Source organism: Desulfovibrio sp. JC022 (assembly GCF_010470665.1).
In the GTDB taxonomy this organism is placed as follows: Bacteria; Desulfobacterota; Desulfovibrionia; order Desulfovibrionales; family Desulfovibrionaceae; genus Maridesulfovibrio.
The window spans coordinates 81,248-100,829 of record NZ_VOPZ01000012.1 but is presented as its reverse complement, the minus strand read 5'-3'; the positions used below and the strand labels follow the sequence as shown (position 1 = coordinate 100,829).

Here is a 19,582-nt window from a genome sequence, read left to right as displayed (position 1 = left end):
GTCCGGTTTAGAAGAAAGAGTGAATCTGTCTTGCCAGAATATAAACGGGAAGAGCAAGCACGAGACTGTCGATGCGGTCCAGAACTCCGCCGTGTCCCGGCAGGATTTTCCCGGAATCTTTGATCTGAAGTTTGCGTTTGAGGGCGGACTCAAAAAAGTCTCCCATCTGGGACGCAATGTTAAGCATTGCCGCAAGGCCTATCCAGTAGAGAACCGGGGCATGTCCGAAAAAATGACCGTACAGGGTGCAGCAGAGTATGCATCCTGCAAACCCGCCCATTGAACCGGCCCATGATTTTTTGGGGCTGATCTGGGGCCATATTTTCTTTTTACCAAAGAAAGTTCCGGCATAAAAAGCGGCAGTATCTGAAGAAGAGGCCGCAAGAAGCACGAAAAGTATTTCCCAACTGCTCATGGAGGTCATGAACTGCATGGTTACGGGAAGGTAGACCAGTCCGGCAAAGAGAACCAGACTGTCATGGTAGGCGGCCTGATCCGGTTTTGCGCTGAAAGAGAACAGGAATCGAAAGTTGAAAAGCCAGAAAGCTCCCAGCAGAATCAAAAGCATCCAGACCGGGGAAACCGCTGCGGATGTCAGGATTATACCGGCCCCGGCAGCCATGCCGACAATTCTTGAGGCAAGATGTGATCTGTCCTGCCAGAACATGGCATAAAATTCGTGAAGGGCGATGGTGCAGAAGACAGCAAGTCCGCCGGTTAAAACATTTCCGCCCATGATAAGGGCTGTGGCAAGAGCTGCAACTAGGAGCAGGGAGGTGATGATTCGTTTCTGAAGGCTGCTTAAAGGCATGAAGTCCTCTGTTAAAAATTCCACAAAATGCAATTAAAATATATGGATACTGCTTTTGAAAGATGATTCCCCGCTATTTTAGAGGAAGCTTCACGTCTCGAAAGGAGTAAGAAATCAGTACCAGTCTGAAGCGGATTTTATTTTTTTATGCAAAAAAACTCCGTTTTTATAATTCATTAATAAGTAGCGGGCAAGCCGTTGACAGTTATTTTTCCATATTAATTATTTCAAAGCCATAAAGAACTTACATGCATATTAAACTTTTTTGGAAATGGTTGAGAGTGGTTTCAGAATTTTAGTCTTTATGGTATGGCTAAGAAATATGTTTACAGGTCATGTTTTGTTTCATGTGAGTTGCCAGTATCTTTAAATGTTTAATGTTGTTTTGAACTTGACCCTCGTTATTTGTGGTATATGCGGGTTTTTGTTTTTCAGGATATATATCCTTGCAGGGAGGGGATGGTGTCACGGAGCGGGAAAGTGCCTTTAGGAACTGAAGGATTAGATAAGATTTTGGAAAAAGCGTTAAGCTATTTTCAGGATACGGAATATCATGCGGTTATCGGTAAGCTGTGCCGTGATATTGAAGATGTATTTGCAAAGGATTGCGGCATTAATGATGATCTTGTCGACCGGCTGACTGAGATCGGGCTGGCCCTGTCCGGTGAGACTCGTCTTGAACGTTTGCTGGAGATGATTGTTGATGAAGCCCGTGTGTTGACCAAGGCTGATGCCGGAACTCTTTACGTTGTGGATCGTGAAGGGCGAAAGCTTGAATTTTCTATTCTTCAGAACGATACCATGCAGGTTCGCATGGGCGGCACCAGCGGCAATGAGATCACCCTGCCTCCGGTACCTCTCTATACTTCAGGTAATACTCCCAATAAAGCCAATGTTTCATCCTACTGCGGTCTGACCGGGGAAACTATTAATATTGCAGATGTTTATGAGGCCGAAGGTTTTGATTTTACCGGTCCTCGTAAATATGATGCCGCCACCGGATACCGTTCCAAATCAATGCTGGTGCTGGCTTTAAAGAATCATGAGCAGGACATTATCGGGGTTCTGCAATTGCTTAATGCCCTTGATGATGAGGGTGAGGTAATCGAATTTTCGCCCGGAGTGGTGGATATTGTCGGTTCACTGGCTTCGCAGGCAGCCATTGCCTTGACCAACGCCCAGCTTATTCAGGGTCTTAAAGATCTGCTTTATTCGGTAATCCAGAGTATTGCCGCAGCCATTGATGCCAAATCCCCTTATACAAACGGTCACATTGAAAGGGTGGTGACCATTACCATGATGATTGCCGAGAAGGTAAATTCTCTTACTGAAGGTAAGTATGCTGAAGTTAATTTTACTCCTGATGAGCTGGAGGAGTTGAAACTTGCTGCATGGATGCATGACGTTGGTAAAATTTCCATTCCCGAGCATGTGGTGGATAAGTCCACCAAGCTTGAAACCATTTTTGATCGTTCTGAAATGGTCGATGCCCGGTTCAGGTTAATCTGCGAAACCATCAGGAACAGGCAGCTTGAGGAAACTGTTGCAGCTCTCTCAAATGGGGTCGATCCTTCTAAGCTTGTTGAAATAGAGATGCGCTATGCTGTGGAGCTGGAGCAGGCGGAGGAGGACCGCCAATTTGTCAATTCCTGCAACATTCCCAAAGAATTTATGTCCGATGATCGTATTGCCAGAGTGGAGGGTATTGCCGCCCGTACTTATGAAAGCAACGGTGATACTTTTAACTGGCTGACCGAGAATGAGGTCAAAAATCTCTGCATTCGTAAGGGTACTCTTACCGACAAAGAACGTAAAGTTATCGAAAGCCATGCGGCAATCACTCATGAAATGCTTTCACGGCTGCCGTTTCCAAAGCGGCTTTCCCGTGTCCCTGAATTTGCTGCCGGACATCATGAAAAGCTGGATGGTTCCGGGTATCCCAAAGGATTGTCCGAGAATGACCTGCCCTTGCAGGCTCGGATAATGGCGGTTGCCGATATTTTTGAGGCCCTGACAGCCAAGGACAGGCCGTACAAGAAACCCATGAAGCTTTCGCAGGCGATTAAAATTTTAGGATTTATGGTCAAGGATAGGCACATAGACGAAGAGGTGTGCAAGCTCTTCATTGATTCAGGTCTGTATATGGATTATGCTGAGTCGGAGCTTGATCCTTCGCAATTGGAAGAAGACTAGTTTTATACAAATGAAAAGGGAGTGCCGATTTCGACACTCCCTTTTTTTGAGCTTAAGCTGGTTTTCTATTTGTTGTATTTGGCTTTAACAGCTTCAAATGCGTCTTCGCCACTCGTTGTTCTGACGTTTTTCAGCCATTTTTTTACTTCAGGCAGGTTTTGCGCAATCCAATTGGAGGCTACATCTGCGGCGTCTTGGTTCTTGTATCCGTGATCGTTGATCCATGCGCTCTGGGTTTTTGAAGAAATCACAAAATTTTCAAGTAGTTTTTGAACTTCCGGATACTGTTCAGCAAATCCTGCGCGAGTGACAGTATATACATCGCTTGCGCTGATCAAATCTTCTGTACCGGGGATGGCATTTAGGAACTTGATGTCCATTTGCACTGTCATCCAATGCGGTTTCCAGCAGCCGAATACGACCCATTTGTCTTGCTTTATCCGGTTGGCTGCTTCTGCCAGCATGACCGGAGTGGTGGTTCCCACATGTTCCCAGTTTCCGAGTTGACCGACGTTGTTGTCGATCATTTTAGTCATGGCAGTATGCATACCTGACCCTGGTTCAATGTCATAAATGGTTTTATTAAATTTTTCTGAGTGCTTATTAAGATCCGCAACGGATTTTACGCCGCCGTCCCATGCTGCTTTTGAAACGCATACCCCGATAAGGGCATCGCTCAAGTTTGTGCGTACTTTGATAGCCTTACCTTCTTTTACAAGTGGGTCGAGCATGGGATTTTGTTGGGGGGTCCATCCTGCAAGAAATACGTCCATATCATTTAGGGTCATGCTCTTGTAGATAATAGGAGGGCCTACTTCGAGCATTTCGCTTTCATAGCCCATGGCTGAGAGCAGCTGTACTACAACGTTACTTTTAACTGTGACTCCGGGCCATGGTGGAACCCCGAATTTAATTTTATCACCAGCAGATGCAGTGGCGGGAATAAATACTACAAGGCATAACAGAAAGGTAATCTTGATAATCCAAGATTTCATCATATCCTCCGAGGTTGTGATGTTGATCATTGTTTGAGAGATGAAAAATGAGATAACGATATGGGTTAAATTCTTGCAGGATATGTATGTATGTTTTTTTAGAATAAAAATCAAGTCCCGCCATAAAGTGTATGACGGGACTTTTGCTTTGTTGTAACGTTTAGTTATATGGTTTATCTTTTCTTATTATTTTCCTGCCAGTGGGTCAGTACGGTGTCGATTGTCCTTAAGCGGGCAATTTTGCGTGCAATATCGATAACAGCAAGTTTGATCAGCCTATCTTTCTTGGGGTGCATGTATTCCCCGGTCAGGTTCAGGGCGTATGAGGTGGGCGGGTCGAATTCCACTCCGAGAAAATCGCCGTTGATGTCCACCAGAGCTGAGTATTGCTCATAATCTTCATCATATTCAATATCAACTTCAGATGCGCCGATAACCACGTAGTCTACAGCGTTGTCACGGGCGATGCTTATGATTTCATCCTCGGTTACAGTCTGCTGAGAGGTTGCGTATGAACGTTTGCAGGAATCCAGCAGGAATCCGGTAATCATGCGGTCGCGGTGGGTTTGAAACCCGGCTTCGTTGAACTCCTGCTGCAATGACTTGTTCAGGTTACGAATCAGGTTTTCGCATTCCTGCGGGGAAAGATTTTCCCCTTTGATGCGGGGAACCAGCGAAAATACGATGGTCGGCTTTCCGGTTTTTTTGTAAATTTTGTATCCGTCTTTGCTGCCGCATACTCCGGCAGTGGCAAAGGATAGCACCAGCAGGGCGGAAATGATAAGTGCAATTGTTGATTTTTTTTTCATGGAATCTCCTTGGCTGCGTTCCGGTTAACGTTTGCAGGAATCCAGATCGGAAAGAGCATTGATCAGGCTGTTGTAAAAGTTCACATCGGATACGGACGTATGTTGTTTGGCAACGGTTACATCTACGGCCTTGATACATTTTATGACATTGCCGCTGCCTTGTAAGTAAGCGGCGGTGGTGTAGTTGCGTTCTATGAAGGCACCGAGGTCGTTGTCCTTGGTGCCGGTTTTGATGGTCAGGTTGAATACCGTTTCCGGTTTGGGCATGCGCATACTGGTCTGGTAAACGTTATCCCTTTCCGAGAATCCCGAATTTTCAGAGCCCTGTTGAAAGGATACTCCGAACATGGAAACCGAAGCGTGCAAGCCGCGGCGGATGGCGTTAAATCTCGATTTGGGGGGCAGGACCATCATTTCCTGTGAAAGAGCCTGCGAAGCCAGCATCTGGGCCAGTGATTTATATTTGGCCGGATTCCGGATGCGTTTGAGCGTTCCTTTGGAAAGATTGATATCTTTGATAGCGCAGGTTTTGGTTGAGAACAGGTAGTCCATGTTTGCTAGACATTTACCCAGCTCGTCCTGCGCGTCAGCTTTGAGCCTTTTACGGTCAGTGAAGAATTCCACAATGGAAGACCTTATCTGTCCGGCTAAAGGTTCAAGGCTGAAGTTCTTGGTTTTATCCAGATAGGGAACGGAAATGAGCATGGGGGCGGAATAAACCAGCGATTCGGACTTGGCCTGAAAAAGCAGGAAGTTCAAGCCGATGTAGACCCGTCCTTTATAAAGCCGTTGTTCCGCTGAACCGTATTCATCCACAAAGGATATGACGTTATCCACAAAGAGCAGGGGGACAAGGATGGATTCAGGGTCGAATTTATCTCCGAATCCGGCCCTTTTAAGTTTCACCCCTTCGTTTTTTGCGGCTGCCCGTTTCAGGAATCCGATGACTCCTTTGCGCAGCACTTTTTTGAATTGCTTATCTTTGAGTATGATACCCAGTTCCGTTTTGTGGCGGTCTTTTTCTTTATTGCGTACCTTGCCGATGGCGGAGGGAATGATGAACAGTTCTTTCGCCTCAGACCACGCAGGACTGATTAGCATGGCCAGCAGAACCGGAATTATACACAATAAGCGGAGCATAGTTTTACCACTGGTGTCCCTGCAAGTTATCTTGAGCTTCTTTTTCTTTGATATCTTCAGTCTTGTGTTTGGAGGATTCAGTTTCGTCTTTCAGATCCTCGGCGGATTCGCCTACGTCATGCATGGAGGTTTTGGCGGATTGAGCATGAGAGAATTTTTTAGCGCAACCGGCAAATCCGAGAAGCAGCATGGCACAGAGAATCAGCATAAGTACTTTTTTCATGAATAAACTCCTTTCATTTTTTCTAATCTAACATGTCTTCGGCCAGAGCGACAGAGGAAGCTTTTTCTTCCACCTGCTTAAAGCCGGATGCAGCTTGGCTGGAGAGTTTCTTTTTCAGCCTGCTGCTTAAGGTCAGTTTTTGCTGGTAATAGGATTCAAGCAGGGTTGTGACTTGTGTGTTTTTACGACGTGCGGTCATAATTATACTGCTTATGTCCCGTCCCTGTTGTGTGATTACAGCCGAGTTTTGTTCGATGTAGTTAAAATCGGCCTCAAAATCATTGAACAGATTTTGCATTATCTGGAATTGGTCCATAGTGTCCATCAGTCTTGGTAGTGCCGCAATTGCACCGATGGGATTGTTCTGGGCATTACTGATCTGGTTGACTAGTTCGGCAATGGACAGGCCGATGATTGTTAATTGCTTGGCTACTTCCGCACTCATCTGCTCGCCTTTTGCTGCGTACGAGCCCATGGCCCGGTCAATGCTCAGAATGATATTGCCTGATTTGTCTATGCTCATGTCATAGAGTGCGTTGGATGCGTGCAGATTATTGGAAAAAGAGCTTATGATGGAGTCAAGGTTCTGGATCTGCTGGGCGTTGAGCTGTGAAAAGTTCGAGGCCTCGGATTTGATCTGGCTTTCCAGTGCCTTGAGCATCTTCCCGTTTTGAGCAATTTTTATCGCCGCACCTTCAATAGAGTCAGTGGGTTCGTATGAAAGGTCTTTGATGAAAGCCTTGATGGATATTTTTTTCATACCGGTGGAGCTGACCCCGCGCGCGGTATCGGCTGCCGCCTTGTAGTTCTGGTTCATGGCGGAGACAGTAGCACCGACCAAAGATTGCAGAGCGCGGGTCTCGTTCAGTGCGTCCAGCATCTGCTCGCGTATTTCAACTGTTTTTTTGGCCAGTTCCTTACTTGCATCCAGAGTTTTTAGTATGTCTATTATGCTGTCGTTGGTGCTTTGAGGCTGCTGGGCCTGCATATTCTGCTGTCCACCGCCGCTGAGCAGGGCGTTTGCGAATGCCCCGAATATGGCCATTGCAGCTTGATTATCCCCACTGCTTCTTTTTTTGGTAGTGGTTTTCTTTTTAGTTTTGCTGCTGGTCCTGATTTTAATTTTTTCTTTTTTGGGCTTCGGAGTTACAGCTGATTTTCTTTTAGCCGCTGCAATGTTGGTAGGACCGGAATCTTCAGGAACAGCTTTGACGGTGATAGTCCTGGTTTCTGTTTTGGCAATAGGGCTGAGCGGATTGGCTACACACAGTTTGGTCTGGGCGTATCCCTCAAAGTCTTCACCTTTGATCTTGTAAAAATTGTTTTCAATACCGAGGATGTCAAAAGTGGTCTGCGGCTGTATGACCCGAACGGTCTGAGATTTTCTGTTCGGGGCTGCATAGACAACTGTTTTTTCTTTGTTTCTGCCCCGTGTGCCGAGGTAGTTCCCGAAATCAAGGTTGATCAGTTTATGGTAGACGAAACCGGCCTTTGCGCTGTCGTCCATGCGCTTGATTTTGTACCAGTTGCCATTTTTCCCGATCAGTTCCACTTGCGTATTTTTGGCGAGGATATCGACTATATCAGCTTTAGATGACGACACTTCGCGGACATTGCTTTTTAGAAGGGTTTTGCCTGTTACAATGGGGGTAACAACAACCGTTTCAGTTCTGACTGTTGTTTTTACCGCATTGTTTTGCGTATTCTTTTTGGGGACACATCCTGCTACAAGCAAGCAGGCTGTTAGGCAGACTATCAGGATGGAAACCAATCTTGATGACATGAAAAACCTCCCTGTATTCATGTGAACGCGCTGGCTGTTAAGGTATATGCAGCTGGAAGATTATTGAAATCATTCCAAGCATAATTCATTGCATGTTTTTTAGATAGAATAAAGTAGTTTACCTGATTTTGTCGATAAAAAAAAGAATTTGTCGAAGAAGGTTATAAGAGGGAGGATTAAGACATTAAAAAATCCCGCAGAGAGAATCTCTACGGGATTTGTTTTATACTTGTTCGCTGGTTTTACCGAATCTGCGTTGCCGCTGTGTATAATCATCAAGAGCCTTATCCAGCTCTTCAGGGCTAAAATCCGGCCAGTAGACATCAGTAAAGTACAGTTCCGAGTATGCAGCCTGATAGAGCAGGTAGTTTGATAGCCTCTGTTCTCCGCTGGTGCGTATAATCAGGTCCGGGTCCGGCTGTCCGGCTGTGTAAAGGTAGTCGGACAGTGATTCCTCGGTGATCTTGTCTTCACTGATACCGTCAGAAACCATTTTTTTGCAGGCCCGCACCAATTCGTCCCGCCCTGAGTAGTTCAGGGCCAGATTGAGGGTCATGGACTTGCAATTTTCCGTTTTTTTCATGGTGTGGGCCACAACCTGCCTCACGCCGAAGGGGAACTCAGAGAGTTCCCCTAGTATTTTCAGGCGTATGTCCTGCTCGCGCAGGCTGGACAATTCCTTTTTCAGGAAGACTGTCAACAGGTCGAAAAGCGTGCTGATTTCATCTTTCGGTCTGGCCCAGTTTTCCTTGGAAAAGGTGTACAGGGTCAGGTGCTTGATGCCGAGTTCACGGCACCGGGTGACGATGTTTCTTGCCGCTTCTGTTCCGGCCCGGTGACCTTCACTTCTGGAAAGTCCGCGGGCCTGTGCCCACCGTCCATTGCCGTCCATGATGACGGCTAAATGTCGGGGCATCATTGTATTAGATTTCCAGAATTTCCTTTTCTTTATCGCCGCATGCTACGTCGCACTTTTTAACGTAATCATCAGTTATTTTTTGAACATCATCCTGAGCTTTGCGCTGTTCGTCTTCGGAAATATCCTTGTCCTTTTCCAGCTTTTTCAGGGTGTCATTCATATCGCGGCGTACGTTGCGCAGAGCAATTTTGGAGTCTTCAGTGTACTTTTTAGCGATTTTTACCAGATCCTTACGGCGTTCCTCAGTGAGGGGCGGAATGGTAATGCGCAGCATGATGCCGTCATTAACGGGGTTCAGGCCGAGATCAGACTGTTGCAGGGCTTTCTCAATAAGAGGGAAAGCTCCTTTGTCCCAGGGCTGGATGGAGATGGTACGGGAATCCGGTATGGAAACGGAAGCCATCTGGTTGATGGGAGTAGGGGTTCCGTAATAATCAACGGAAACGTTATCCACCAGCGAGGTGGCCGCGCGACCGGTGCGCAGCTTTGCGAAATCGTTTACCAGCGAGGTAAGCGCGCCTTCCATTCTTTTTTTGCCGTCGGCAAGAACTTCATTAATCATTATTATCCTCCGTGAACAATTGTTCCGATCTGCTCACCTTTCACAACCCTTTCAATGTTTCCTTTCTCAAAAAGGTTGAAAACAATGATGGGCATGTTGTTGTCCATAGCCAGTGAAGTGGCGGTGGAGTCCATTACACCCAGTCTCTTTTCCAGAGTTTCAAGGTAGGTGATAGATTCAAATTTTACTGCATCGTCGTGCTTCATCGGGTCTTTGTCGTAGACACCGTCAACCTTTGTTGCCTTGATGATGGCCTCGGTTTTCAGTTCCATAGCCCTCAGTGCTGCTGCGGTATCGGTAGTGAAATAGGGGTTACCGGTGCCGGCTGCACAAATGACCACCCTTCCTTTTTCAAGGTGGCGGACGGCCCTGCGGCGGATATAAGGCTCGGCCACGGCCTGCATGGGAATAGCAGACATAACCCTTGTGTCACATCCCATTTTTTCGAGAGCATCCTGAACAGCAAGTGCGTTCATGATGGTTGCGAGCATTCCCATGTAGTCGGCGGAAGCGCGGTCCATGCCTTTTGCAGAATCAGACATGCCGCGAAAAATATTACCGCCGCCGATAACCAGAGCGACCTGAAGTCCTTTTTTTGCAACTTCTGCAATCTCGCCTGCAAACTGGCTGATTGCTGAAGGTTGGATACCGAACTGCTGGTCACCTGCGAGTGCCTCACCGCTGAGTTTGATCATTACCCGTGAATAGCGCAATTTGTCCATAGTTTCTCCCGTTTTTCCGCGGATCTTGTCCGGTTATGAGTAGATAAAGCAGCCGTAAGTTTATTTAGTTGGCGCGCAAGGGGGCTTCCCTTCAGTTCCGGCTGTATTAAAATCGTTGTTATCGGTTTTCTTTCCGTTTCCCGATGTTACCAGAAAAACCATGCTTCAGGTAATCGATCAGGTAAAAATTACCCCTTTAAAAAGCTCAAACCCATACGACCATGTTCGTATTGATTTGAGCTTAGAAAAATATCCACCGCTGAACTTCCTTCAGTCTTCTTAGCTGGATTCGCTTGTGAAGGGGAGTTCGTTTTCGCGGGGTTCCGGTGCTGTGGGGGGCAATTGGTGTTTGTTTCAAACCTGTCCTTGGTAAGTGCGTATCTGCTTGTTAAAAAAAGGACAAAAAAAACGGGCCTTGCGGCCCGTTTTAATGAAGTCTTATTCAGCTTCGCTTTCTTCAGCGACTGCTTCCGCGAGGTTGATGCGGGCGAAGCGGCCGATCTGCATGTTCTCACCGAGAACTGCGATGGTGTCGTTGAGAAGGTCTTTAATGGTCTTCTTGTCGTCCTTGATGAAGGGCTGTTCAAGAAGGCATACTTCTTTGTAGTATTTGTTGACACGGCCTTCAACAATCTTCTGAGCGATGTTTTCAGGCTTGCCTTCAGCAATTGCCTGCTGGAGGTAGATGTCTTTTTCTTTTTCCAGCAGATCCTGAGGCAGATCTTCGGGCTTTACACAAACCGGGCTGGTTGCTGCAACCTGCATAGCGAGGTCTTTGGAAAGCTGGATGAACTGTTCAGCTTTAGCAACGAAGTCGGTTTCGCACTGGAGTTCAACCATAGCAACGAGTTTACCGTTGCTGTGGGTGTAGGTGCCAACCAGACCTTCGCTGGTTGCGCGGCCTGCTTTCTTAGCAGCCTTGGCGAGACCTTTTTCACGCAGGTGTTTGATTGCTTTTTCTTCATTACCATCGCATTCAGCGAGAGCTTTTTTGCAATCCATCATTCCTACGCCGGTTTTTTCGCGCAGGGCCTTAACCATCTGTGCGGTAATAGCCATGATTATTTTGCCTCCTGAGGAGTTTCTTCTTTAGCTTCAGTTTCTACAGCTTTCTCAGCAGCTTTGGTTTCTTCTGCTTCCATAGCTTTGTCTTCCTTGCGGCGAGCTGCGCCTTCGAGGCAGGCATCAGCCATGTGGGAAGCGAAGAGCTTGATGGCGCGGATAGCGTCATCGTTACCGGGAATGATGTAGTCAACCATATCAGGATCGCAGTTGGAGTCTACTACTGCAACTACGGGGATACCGAGTTTGCGGCATTCCTGAATAGCGATCTGCTCACGCTTGGGGTCAATTACGAAAGCAACAGCGGGGGAACCGTTAAGGTCTTTGATACCGCCGAGTGCGAGGTTAAGTTTTTTAACCTCACGACCCATCATTACGATTTCCTTTTTGGGGAAACGTTTGATGGAACCGTCTTCGAACATTTCTTCGAGCTTTTTGAGGCGATCGATGCTTTTCTTGATGGTCTGGAAGTTAGTGAGAGTTCCGCCCATCCAGCGGTGAGTCACGTGGAACATGCCTGCACGGCTTGCTTCAGCAGCGATAGCTTCCTGAGCCTGACGCTTGGTGCCGATGAAAAGAACTTTGCCGCCTTTAGCTACGTTGTCAGCGATGAAATCGTGAGCCTTGCGGAAAAGTTTAACAGTCTGCTGAAGATCCATGATGTGGATACCGTTACGTGCGCCGAAAATGTAAGGACGCATTTTGGGATTCCATCTGCGGGTCTGGTGACCGAAGTGAACACCGGTCTCAAGCATCTGCTTCATAGTTACGTATGCCATAATTTCCTCCTGGGTTTTTCCTCCATTCCGGCGGTAAAGAACCTGCAACCGTTGCAGGCACCCATCGTGATGCCGGAATGTGTGATTTGGCTACGCACGTTTACGGGATATAGCCTGAAAAGGCAACCCTGTGCGTGAGGTTTTTTGAAAATATTTACTGTACAGGCGCCTTCAATGAATCATCGTCAACTACCGGGTTGCTGAGAGTGCCGATTCCTTCAATCTCCACTTCCACCCGATCCCCGGCAGCAAGTGTGCCGATTCCCGGAGGAGTGCCGGTCATAATCACATCGCCGGGATTGAGGGTCATGATGCGCGAGATGTAGCTGACCAGTTCCGCCGGGCTGTACTGCATGTCTGCAATAGTGCCTTCCTGGCGGACCTTATCATTAACTATAGTTCGGATGCCCAGCCCGCTGACATCAATATCTGTTTCAATGCAGGGGCCCACCGGGGCGAAAGTGTCAAATCCTTTGGCCCGGGTGAATAGGGTGTCCTTGCGCTGGAAATCCCTTGCGGTAACATCATTTGCGCAGGCGTAGCCGAAGATGCGCGGTGCAATGTCCTGCGGAAGTACATTTTTTGTTGTCTGGCCCATAATTACAGCCAGCTCGCCTTCATAATCCACCTGCTGGGAAGATGAAGGGATGATAATGGCGTCGTTGTTTCCTACAACCGCAGAGGGTGGTTTGAGGAAAATCATGGGTTCATCCGGTATTTTCATATCAAGTTCAGCGGCGTGAGCCTTGTAATTCAGGCCTACGCAGACAATTTTGGAAGGAACCACAATAGGCAGGACCGTGCATTCCGATGCCGGGATGGGTACAGAACCGGGCTGCCCTGTAACGAGGCTTTTGAAATGCCCGTCTTCCTGAGTGGCATAGAACACCTGTTCGCCATGTCTGATTCTGTAAACTTTCATTTAATCTCCCGGCATGATCTGGTTCAGTCGCAAAAATAAATATAGCACAAATGGGAAAATCAGCCAAACATGGTTTGGATTTCTAGAGCATGCATTTCTCGCATTTGGCGTCGATGTCTTTGTCTTCATCTCCGGTAAGGGAAATGACAAGGGGAATGACCACAGGATCGCGACCCAGTACCTTGCGGAAAAATCTGCGCAGGGCGGAGCGGATGCGCTCCTTGAGCTTGTTGGTATGTCCGGGAGGAATGTTTTCAAAAACATCAAGCACAATGCATTTGGCATCTTCGAGCAGGTGTGAATACTGCTGTTCAAACACAAAGCCCTTGGAGGTTACTTCCGGTCCTTTCAGAATTTCACCGGTATTAACATCAAGCACCAGCGCGACAATGACCAGACCTTCACCGGCAAGCAGCTGACGTTCCTTGAGTACCGTCTGTCCAACGTCGCCGACACCTTTGCCGTCAACCAAGGTGCATTGTACGGGCACGTTTTCCTCAAAACGGATTCCGTGCAGCAGGAAGGTTACCGGCTCGCCGTCTTCAATGACCAGTGCCCGCTCCGGGGCTACTCCGGTTTCAACTGCCAAACGGGAATGTTTGATCAGGTGCCTGTATTCTCCGTGGACCGGGATAAAATATTTGGGACGTACTGTCTCCAGCATGGTGCGCAATTCTTCACGGTGGGCGTGCCCGGATGCGTGGATGCCCTGAACTTTTTCGTAAAGGACTTCCGCGCCGAGCTTGTACAGTCTGTTGATTACTCGGGTAATGGCCTTGGTGTTGCCGGGAATAAAACGTGAAGACATGAGTACAAGGTCGCCTTCTTTAATAGAAAGCTGGCGGTGGTCCCCTGTAGAAAGGCGTGAAAGAGAGGCCAGTGATTCACCTTGCGATCCGGTTACCAGCAGCACTATTTCATCATCACAATAGTCTGGTAGGTCTTCAAGATCGATAAGTGTCCCGCCCGGAAAACGCAGCTTGCCCAGATCGCGGGCCAGATCAATATTGCGGGCAAGTGATTTACCGCTGACTCCTACCTTGCGTCCAGTTTCCACAGCAAGGTCGAAAATTTCCTGCATGCGCTGGATATGGCTGGAAAAGAGGGTGACCAGAATACGGCCTTCCGCTTCTTCAAAAAGATCGCGCATGGTGTTTTTGATTTCACTTTCAGTGAGAGCATGCCCGTCCTGTTCCACGTTGGTGGAGTCGGAGAAGAGCAGAGTGACGCCTTGTTCGGAAAATTTGCTGATCGCTTCAAGATCAGTGGCATGCCCGTCCAGCGGGTTGCGGTCGATCTTGAAGTCCCCGGTATGAATAACTCGGCCCACAGGGGTTTCAATGCCCAGTGCGAATCCATCAATGATTGAGTGGCAGACCGGGAAGAAGTTGAAAATCATGTCGCCTAGTTCTATGCGGTCATGAGGTTTCACTTCACGCAGATCTACATAATCTTCAAGATTATGTTCGCGTAGTTTGTTTTCCACCAGTCCTAGGGTGAATTTGGAGCCATAGACCGGAACATCTATATAAGGGAGCAGCCACGGCAAAGCACCGATATGGTCCTCATGTCCGTGGGTTAAAACAATCCCTTTAAGAGTGTTTTTCATAGCCAGAATATGATCGAAGCGGGGGATGGCGATGTCTACGCCGAAAAGTGAGTCATCCGGGAAGATCAGGCCGCAATCGACTACCACAGTGCTTTCAGCAGTGCTGAGCATCATACAGTTCAGGCCGATTTCACCAAGTCCGCCAAGCGGGCATACAGTAAGTTGAGGATCACTCATTTTTCAGCTCCGCGTAGGCTGCGCCCATGACTTCTTCAAGCTGTTCCTTGAGTTTGACACGGTCACGCACTTTGTATTCTGAAATATCAATGGGAGGCAGAGCCTTGATTTTGATTTCCTGAAAAGGGTTCATCCACAGGCTGTGTTTTTTGCAGACCCGGTTGACCCCGTACATAACTACCGGGGCGATGGGTTTCTTACATTTAAGGGCCAGCACCATTCCGCCGGTTTTAAATTCCATAAGTCCGTCTTTTTCAGGGGCGGGGTTACGGGTGCCTTCAGGGAAAATCAGCGGGGATAGTCCGCTGTCGGCGACGTTAATGGCGTTCTGGATGTCGCGCATGCCCTGTCTGCGGTTTTCACGGTCAATGGAAATGTGATTTCCTGCGGACATAGCATGTCCAAAGACCGGGAAATCGAAAAGTTGCTTTTTGGCAACAAATTTGAATTCCCAAGGAGCAAGGTGCTTGAAAAGCAGGGGGATATCGTAAAAGCTCTGGTGGTTTACCATGAACACGTAAGTCTGGTTTTTATCCAGTGCGCTCAGGTCCACCCGATCCGTGCTGGCACAAAGCCAGGTGACGACCTTTCCCCAGTTTCGTTCACTCCAGTGGGCGGAAGTCTGGTTGCGTCCGATGATAGCCACGATGGAGAAGAATATGGTGGCCGGGAAAAATACAAGGTAGAAAAATAAGGTTCTGATTAGGCTCACGATTATACTTACGGTTAAACTGTTTGCGGTAAAAATATGTTCATGGCCGGGAATTTCTTTGCCCAGCCGGACGATCATTAATTAATAACAAATAAGCAGTCCATTAAGTAGTTTAATTTTCCACGCTGGACAAGGGGGCGAGGGAAAATAATGAAAATGAGAGAAGTTGTAGATTAGATTTTAGGGTATGCGTTTGTATGAACTTGTCTGAGTTGATTTAATTATTGAGTTTTTTTCGAATTAGGGCACAGTTAAATAAAACTCTAAAAGGATAAAGTTGTATGGAAAGCGGAAAGGATAGTTTGTGGAAGGCCAAATATCTGTTGGATATTGATGATATTGATAAACAGCATCAGCAATATTTTTCAATTTGCAGTAAAATCGCTAGTCTATGTGATCTTGCTCGGGCGGGTAAGAAGATAACCATTGGGCAGCTTCTTATCTCAATTTTTGAATTGCGTAGTTACGCATTCAAGCATTTTATCACTGAGGAAGCTCTGCTCGCCAAATATAATTACCCCAAGGCGTTTGCCCATATTGAGCTGCATGATCTCTACTTGGAAAAGATTAGAAGCTACACCAAGCAAATCAAGGCACATCATAAGAAGACTAAGGTTTCTGCTGATCATGATTTTGTTCGTGAGGCGGAGAAAATATCAAAGTTTGCCATTGGCTGGTGGAGCAAGCACATTTTGGAAGATGATAAGGAATATGCTGAATTTATTGAAAAAGTCGGGCGCGAGCAGGCCAGAGACGAACGTCATTTCGGGGTTAAGGAAGAATAGAAGATTTTTAACGATTATTTATTGCAACAACGCGGCGTATCAAAATGGTGATACGCCGCGTTGTTTATGTGGTTATGTTATATTTATCTCAGCTCAAACCGGTCCAGATTCATCACTTTATCCCAAGCGGCGATGAAATCGTTCACAAACTTTTCTTCAGAATCTTCACATCCATAGACTTCGGCAATTGCCCGGAGCTGGGAATTGGCACCGAAGATAAGGTCGATGCGGGTGGCGGTCCATTTGAGCTCGCCGCTTTCCCGGTCGCGGCCTTCAAACAGTTCGGCATCTTCGGAAGTGGGTGTCCAGACAGTGCCGATATCGAGCAGGTTGCTGAAGAAGTCGTTATTCAGGCTTTCCGGTTTGTCAGTGAATACGCCGTGTTTGGAGCCGTCAAAGTTGGCATCCAGCACACGCATTCCCCCGATGAGTACGGTCATTTCCGGCGCGGTCAGGGTCATGAGTTGGGCCTTATCTATCAGTAATTCTTCCGGGGTAACGGAATACTTAACCTTCTGATAATTGCGGAAACCATCGGCGGCAGGTTCGAGCACGGCAAATGAATGGACATCGGTCTGTTCCTGCGATGCATCGGTGCGTCCCGGAGTGAAGGGTACGGTTATATTAAAACCTGCGTTCTTTGCTCCCTGTTCCACTGCGGCGCAACCGCCCAGCACGATCAAATCAGCAATGGATATTTTTTTGTTACTGGGCTGGCTGTTGAATTCATCCTGAATCTTTCCCAGAATTTTGAGCAATTCAGGCAGTTGCAGAGGCTGGTTTACATACCAAGCCTGTTGCGGTGCAAGACGGATTCGTGCGCCGTTGGCACCGCCGCGCTTGTCGGAATCGCGGTAGGTGGATGCGCTGGCCCATGCAGCAGAAACCAGCTTGGAAACAGACAGGCCTGATGCCAGAATCTTTGCCTTCAGGTCGGTAATATCTTTCTCATCAATAAGCTCGTGATCCACAGCAGGAACAGGGTCCTGCCAGATGAGTTCTTCTTCGGGAACCATGGAACCGAGATATCGGGAGCGTGGTCCCATGTCGCGGTGAGTCAGCTTGAACCATGCCCGTGCAAAGGCGTCCGCAAATTCTTCCGGGTTATCATGGAATCTCTTGGCAATGGGCGCGTAGATCGGGTCCATGCGCAGGGAGAGGTCCGCGGTGGTCATCATGGGCGCGTGGGTCTTTGACGGATCGTGGGCATCGGGCACTGCCTTTTTCGCTTCAGGATCGGAGGGATGCCATTGCCATGCTCCGGCAGGGCTTTTTTCCAGATTCCATTCATAGTCGAAGAGGGTCTCGAAATAGCTGTTGTCCCACTTGATGGGGGTGGGAGTCCAAGCTCCTTCAATGCCGCTGGAAATGGTATCTCCGCCTTTGCCGCTGCCGAATCTGCTTTTCCAGCCCAGTCCCTGATCTTCGATGGGCGCGCCTTCCGGCTCCGGCCCCACGTTGGCTGCGTCCCCGGCTCCGTGACATTTACCGAAAGTGTGTCCCCCGGCCACGAGGGCCACGGTTTCTTCATCGTTCATGGCCATACGTGCAAATGTAGTGCGCACGTCCTTGCCGGATGCCACAGCATTGGGTTCCCCGTTGGGACCTTCGGGATTCACGTAGATGAGTCCCATCTGAACTGCTGCCAGCGGATTATCCAGCTTACGGTCACCTTTATATCTTTCGTCACCGAGCCATGTGTCTTCGTCACCCCAATAAATATCTTCCTCCGGCTCCCAGATATCTTCGCGCCCGCCAGCGAATCCGAAAGGCTTAAGTCCCATGGATTCAATGGCGCAGTTTCCGGCAAAGATCATCAGGTCGGCCCATGAAATTTTATGTCCGTATTTTTTCTTGATGGGCCAGAGCAGCCTACGGGCTTTATCGAGGTTTACGTTGTCCGGCCAGCTGTTCAGCGGCGCCAAACGCTGGCTACCGGACCCGGCACCACCGCGTCCATCTCCGATGCGGTAAGTCCCGGCACTGTGCCATGCCATGCGTATGAAAAACGGTCCGTAATGACCGTAGTCTGCGGGCCACCAATCCTGCGAGGTGGTCATCAGTTCGAAGATGTCTTTTTTAAGGGACTCAAGGTCCAGTTTTTTGAACTCTTCAGCATAGTTGAATCCCTTGCCCATGGGATCGGATTTTGTTGAATGCTGATGCAGGATATGAAGGTTGAGCTGATTGGGCCACCATTCTTTATTTGATGTGCCGCTTCCCGCAACTTGGCTTGCAGTGCGTCCGGTTACCGGACATTTTTTTTCGTCACTCATTTTCTTTCTCCCGTATTTGTGAGTTCGGAATTTTTTAGACTGTCGGCATAATATCACTTATTTGCGGTTTAAGTCACGGGAGATTTAGTTATGTGACTTTGAATGCTTAGTATATCTGGATTTCTTTTTTACCGTCTTTTTCAATAACTACTACACTGGTTGCTTTTACCGAGAACAAAGTACGATAATCAGATTCTCCGTCATATGGTCCAAATTCTTTTTCCAGTGCTTTGAGAGCAGTTGCAAGTCCATTTATCTGGCCTGTGTTTCGGCCCAGGTCGAACCATTTTTCACGTACATGCATGTAAAACGGAATATATCCAGTCAGGGTTATGAATACGCCGAGAAGAAAGGCGGTGATTGTTTTTTTCATGATATTCTCCTGAATGATAAAGTGGGATAGTAAGTGTCCATTAAAGTCAGGGTAGTTGCAACTTAGGTATGATCCAACGTAAAGAGCGGTTCCGGATCAATTGATACTCCACGCACGAAAACACTTAAGTGCAGGTGCGACCTTGTTGCCCGTCCTGTGGCCCGGAGAATCCAATCTTTTGTCCCGGTTTCATAGGGTTTCCTTCTTCGGCAAGTACTTTGGGGATGAGGAGGTCAGATTATTTTTTGTGGTTTTTTATTCTGATCCATGCAGTGAGCAGAGAGCCGGCGCAAACAGCAATTATAAATAAGATATGGGATTCTTGGGTCCAATCAATATCCTGTTTTCCAAAGGTGGTCAGCTTGTCTCCGGTATTAACTTTCAATGAAGCTACTAGTGCACCTAGCTGATCCAATTGTTTATGAAACTTCACCAATGCCAAGTGGTTGTTGATACAAAAAATGAGGTAGGCTGCGATAATTACCAAGGGTTCCTTCATTGTCCGCACAGCCTTGTCGCTGTTCAATATTATTCCCACAACAGTAAGAGACACAACGCTGAAGTAGTTCCAGATTTTGTCAACTTGATCAATTTGAGCCTGATATACACTGACCGCATTCAGAACGAGTTCTAAATTATCCATTTTTTTTCTCCGTTATTGGAACTTATAAAATATAATTATTTTAATAATAGGGCTGAGATTAGGCAATAAGAAAAGGCCGGAACTCGC

The 19,582-nt window shown here is 47.6% G+C and carries 19 protein-coding genes; 2 read left to right on the top strand and 17 right to left on the bottom strand.

Annotated features, from left to right (window positions below; translation table 11 throughout):
- Positions 1 to 7: 7 nt before the first annotated feature.
- Complete coding sequence (locus FMS18_RS18065; protein WP_163296070.1) at positions 8 to 811, bottom strand: phosphatidate cytidylyltransferase; 804 nt, start codon at positions 809 to 811, stop codon at positions 8 to 10.
- Between the two features lie 480 nt (positions 812 to 1,291).
- On the opposite strand from FMS18_RS18065, the gene FMS18_RS18060 reads away from it, so the two are divergent.
- Positions 1,292 to 3,004: an HD domain-containing phosphohydrolase gene (locus FMS18_RS18060; protein WP_368854186.1), complete on the top strand. Its 1,713-nt coding sequence runs from the start codon at positions 1,292 to 1,294 to the stop codon at positions 3,002 to 3,004.
- 65 nt (positions 3,005 to 3,069) lie between these two features.
- Here FMS18_RS18060 and FMS18_RS18055 read toward each other — a convergent pair whose 3' ends face one another.
- From FMS18_RS18055 to FMS18_RS17995, 13 genes are all read right to left on the bottom strand, one after another.
- Entirely contained in the window at positions 3,070 to 3,999 is a 930-nt protein-coding gene (locus FMS18_RS18055; protein WP_239061096.1) for a glycine betaine ABC transporter substrate-binding protein, read from the bottom strand.
- 173 nt (positions 4,000 to 4,172) lie between these two features.
- Entirely contained in the window at positions 4,173 to 4,808 is a 636-nt protein-coding gene (locus tag FMS18_RS18050; protein WP_163296067.1) for a hypothetical protein, read from the bottom strand.
- Between the two features lie 24 nt (positions 4,809 to 4,832).
- A complete protein-coding gene (locus FMS18_RS18045) occupies positions 4,833 to 5,948 on the bottom strand; it encodes a hypothetical protein (RefSeq protein ID WP_163296066.1) in 1,116 nt (371 codons plus the stop codon).
- Between the two features lie 4 nt (positions 5,949 to 5,952).
- Entirely contained in the window at positions 5,953 to 6,171 is a 219-nt protein-coding gene (locus tag FMS18_RS18040; RefSeq protein ID WP_163296065.1) for a hypothetical protein, read from the bottom strand.
- A gap of 22 nt (positions 6,172 to 6,193) precedes the next feature.
- Positions 6,194 to 7,954: an SH3 domain-containing protein gene (locus FMS18_RS18035; protein ID WP_163296064.1), complete on the bottom strand. Its 1,761-nt coding sequence runs from the start codon at positions 7,952 to 7,954 to the stop codon at positions 6,194 to 6,196.
- 223 nt (positions 7,955 to 8,177) lie between these two features.
- A complete protein-coding gene (locus FMS18_RS18030; protein ID WP_163296063.1) occupies positions 8,178 to 8,873 on the bottom strand; it encodes an isoprenyl transferase in 696 nt (231 codons plus the stop codon).
- A gap of 4 nt (positions 8,874 to 8,877) precedes the next feature.
- Positions 8,878 to 9,435, bottom strand: coding sequence for a ribosome recycling factor (gene frr, locus FMS18_RS18025; RefSeq protein WP_203544692.1), 558 nt, complete (start codon positions 9,433 to 9,435; stop codon positions 8,878 to 8,880).
- A 2-nt stretch (positions 9,436 to 9,437) separates the two neighbouring features.
- A complete protein-coding gene (pyrH, locus tag FMS18_RS18020; RefSeq protein WP_163296062.1) occupies positions 9,438 to 10,157 on the bottom strand; it encodes a UMP kinase in 720 nt (239 codons plus the stop codon).
- Between the two features lie 438 nt (positions 10,158 to 10,595).
- Positions 10,596 to 11,216, bottom strand: a complete 621-nt coding sequence (tsf, locus tag FMS18_RS18015; protein ID WP_203544691.1) for a translation elongation factor Ts — start codon at positions 11,214 to 11,216, stop codon at positions 10,596 to 10,598.
- A 2-nt stretch (positions 11,217 to 11,218) separates the two neighbouring features.
- Positions 11,219 to 11,998 carry a 30S ribosomal protein S2 gene (rpsB, locus tag FMS18_RS18010; protein ID WP_163296061.1) on the bottom strand — a complete coding sequence of 260 codons (780 nt, stop codon included), beginning with the start codon at positions 11,996 to 11,998 and terminating at the stop codon, positions 11,219 to 11,221.
- A 154-nt stretch (positions 11,999 to 12,152) separates the two neighbouring features.
- The gene (locus FMS18_RS18005) at positions 12,153 to 12,920 is read right to left on the bottom strand and encodes a fumarylacetoacetate hydrolase family protein (RefSeq protein ID WP_163296060.1); all 768 of its coding nucleotides are present in this window, start codon (positions 12,918 to 12,920) and stop codon (positions 12,153 to 12,155) included.
- A gap of 82 nt (positions 12,921 to 13,002) precedes the next feature.
- On the bottom strand, positions 13,003 to 14,706 hold the full coding sequence (locus FMS18_RS18000; protein WP_163296059.1) for a ribonuclease J: 1,704 nt from the start codon (positions 14,704 to 14,706) through the stop codon (positions 13,003 to 13,005).
- On the bottom strand, positions 14,699 to 15,418 hold the full coding sequence (locus tag FMS18_RS17995; RefSeq protein WP_163296058.1) for a lysophospholipid acyltransferase family protein: 720 nt from the start codon (positions 15,416 to 15,418) through the stop codon (positions 14,699 to 14,701). The genes FMS18_RS18000 and FMS18_RS17995 overlap by 8 nt, the downstream gene beginning before the upstream one ends.
- Before the next feature lie 281 nt (positions 15,419 to 15,699).
- On the opposite strand from FMS18_RS17995, the gene FMS18_RS17990 reads away from it, so the two are divergent.
- Entirely contained in the window at positions 15,700 to 16,203 is a 504-nt protein-coding gene (locus tag FMS18_RS17990; protein ID WP_163296057.1) for a bacteriohemerythrin, read from the top strand.
- A gap of 83 nt (positions 16,204 to 16,286) precedes the next feature.
- Here the strand turns inward: FMS18_RS17990 and katG are convergent, their stop codons facing one another.
- The 3 genes from katG to FMS18_RS17975 all read right to left on the bottom strand — a co-directional run bounded on the left by katG (position 16,287) and on the right by FMS18_RS17975 (position 19,495).
- Complete coding sequence (gene katG, locus FMS18_RS17985; RefSeq protein ID WP_163296056.1) at positions 16,287 to 18,479, bottom strand: catalase/peroxidase HPI; 2,193 nt, start codon at positions 18,477 to 18,479, stop codon at positions 16,287 to 16,289.
- Between the two features lie 106 nt (positions 18,480 to 18,585).
- Positions 18,586 to 18,852, bottom strand: coding sequence for a hypothetical protein (locus FMS18_RS17980; protein WP_163296055.1), 267 nt, complete (start codon positions 18,850 to 18,852; stop codon positions 18,586 to 18,588).
- Between the two features lie 238 nt (positions 18,853 to 19,090).
- Positions 19,091 to 19,495, bottom strand: a complete 405-nt coding sequence (locus FMS18_RS17975) for a hypothetical protein (protein WP_163296054.1) — start codon at positions 19,493 to 19,495, stop codon at positions 19,091 to 19,093.
- Positions 19,496 to 19,582 lie beyond the last annotated feature (87 nt).

What these genes read in the sequence shown, in the direction of transcription:
- FMS18_RS18065 (WP_163296070.1), bottom strand. Translation starts at nt 811, where the DNA reads ATGCCTTTAAGCAGCCTTCAGAAACGAATCATCACCTCCCTGCTCCTA.
- FMS18_RS18055 (WP_239061096.1), bottom strand. Translation starts at nt 3,999, where the DNA reads ATGAAATCTTGGATTATCAAGATTACCTTTCTGTTATGCCTTGTAGTA.
- FMS18_RS18050 (WP_163296067.1), bottom strand. Translation starts at nt 4,808, where the DNA reads ATGAAAAAAAAATCAACAATTGCACTTATCATTTCCGCCCTGCTGGTG.
- FMS18_RS18045 (WP_163296066.1), bottom strand. Translation starts at nt 5,948, where the DNA reads ATGCTCCGCTTATTGTGTATAATTCCGGTTCTGCTGGCCATGCTAATC.
- FMS18_RS18040 (WP_163296065.1), bottom strand. Translation starts at nt 6,171, where the DNA reads ATGAAAAAAGTACTTATGCTGATTCTCTGTGCCATGCTGCTTCTCGGA.
- FMS18_RS18035 (WP_163296064.1), bottom strand. Translation starts at nt 7,954, where the DNA reads ATGTCATCAAGATTGGTTTCCATCCTGATAGTCTGCCTAACAGCCTGC.
- FMS18_RS18030 (WP_163296063.1), bottom strand. Translation starts at nt 8,873, where the DNA reads ATGATGCCCCGACATTTAGCCGTCATCATGGACGGCAATGGACGGTGG.
- frr (WP_203544692.1), bottom strand. Translation starts at nt 9,435, where the DNA reads ATGATTAATGAAGTTCTTGCCGACGGCAAAAAAAGAATGGAAGGCGCG.
- pyrH (WP_163296062.1), bottom strand. Translation starts at nt 10,157, where the DNA reads ATGGACAAATTGCGCTATTCACGGGTAATGATCAAACTCAGCGGTGAG.
- tsf (WP_203544691.1), bottom strand. Translation starts at nt 11,216, where the DNA reads ATGGCTATTACCGCACAGATGGTTAAGGCCCTGCGCGAAAAAACCGGC.
- rpsB (WP_163296061.1), bottom strand. Translation starts at nt 11,998, where the DNA reads ATGGCATACGTAACTATGAAGCAGATGCTTGAGACCGGTGTTCACTTC.
- FMS18_RS18005 (WP_163296060.1), bottom strand. Translation starts at nt 12,920, where the DNA reads ATGAAAGTTTACAGAATCAGACATGGCGAACAGGTGTTCTATGCCACT.
- FMS18_RS18000 (WP_163296059.1), bottom strand. Translation starts at nt 14,706, where the DNA reads ATGAGTGATCCTCAACTTACTGTATGCCCGCTTGGCGGACTTGGTGAA.
- FMS18_RS17990 (WP_163296057.1), top strand. Translation starts at nt 15,700, where the DNA reads ATGGAAAGCGGAAAGGATAGTTTGTGGAAGGCCAAATATCTGTTGGAT.
- katG (WP_163296056.1), bottom strand. Translation starts at nt 18,479, where the DNA reads ATGAGTGACGAAAAAAAATGTCCGGTAACCGGACGCACTGCAAGCCAA.
- FMS18_RS17980 (WP_163296055.1), bottom strand. Translation starts at nt 18,852, where the DNA reads ATGAAAAAAACAATCACCGCCTTTCTTCTCGGCGTATTCATAACCCTG.
- FMS18_RS17975 (WP_163296054.1), bottom strand. Translation starts at nt 19,495, where the DNA reads ATGGATAATTTAGAACTCGTTCTGAATGCGGTCAGTGTATATCAGGCT.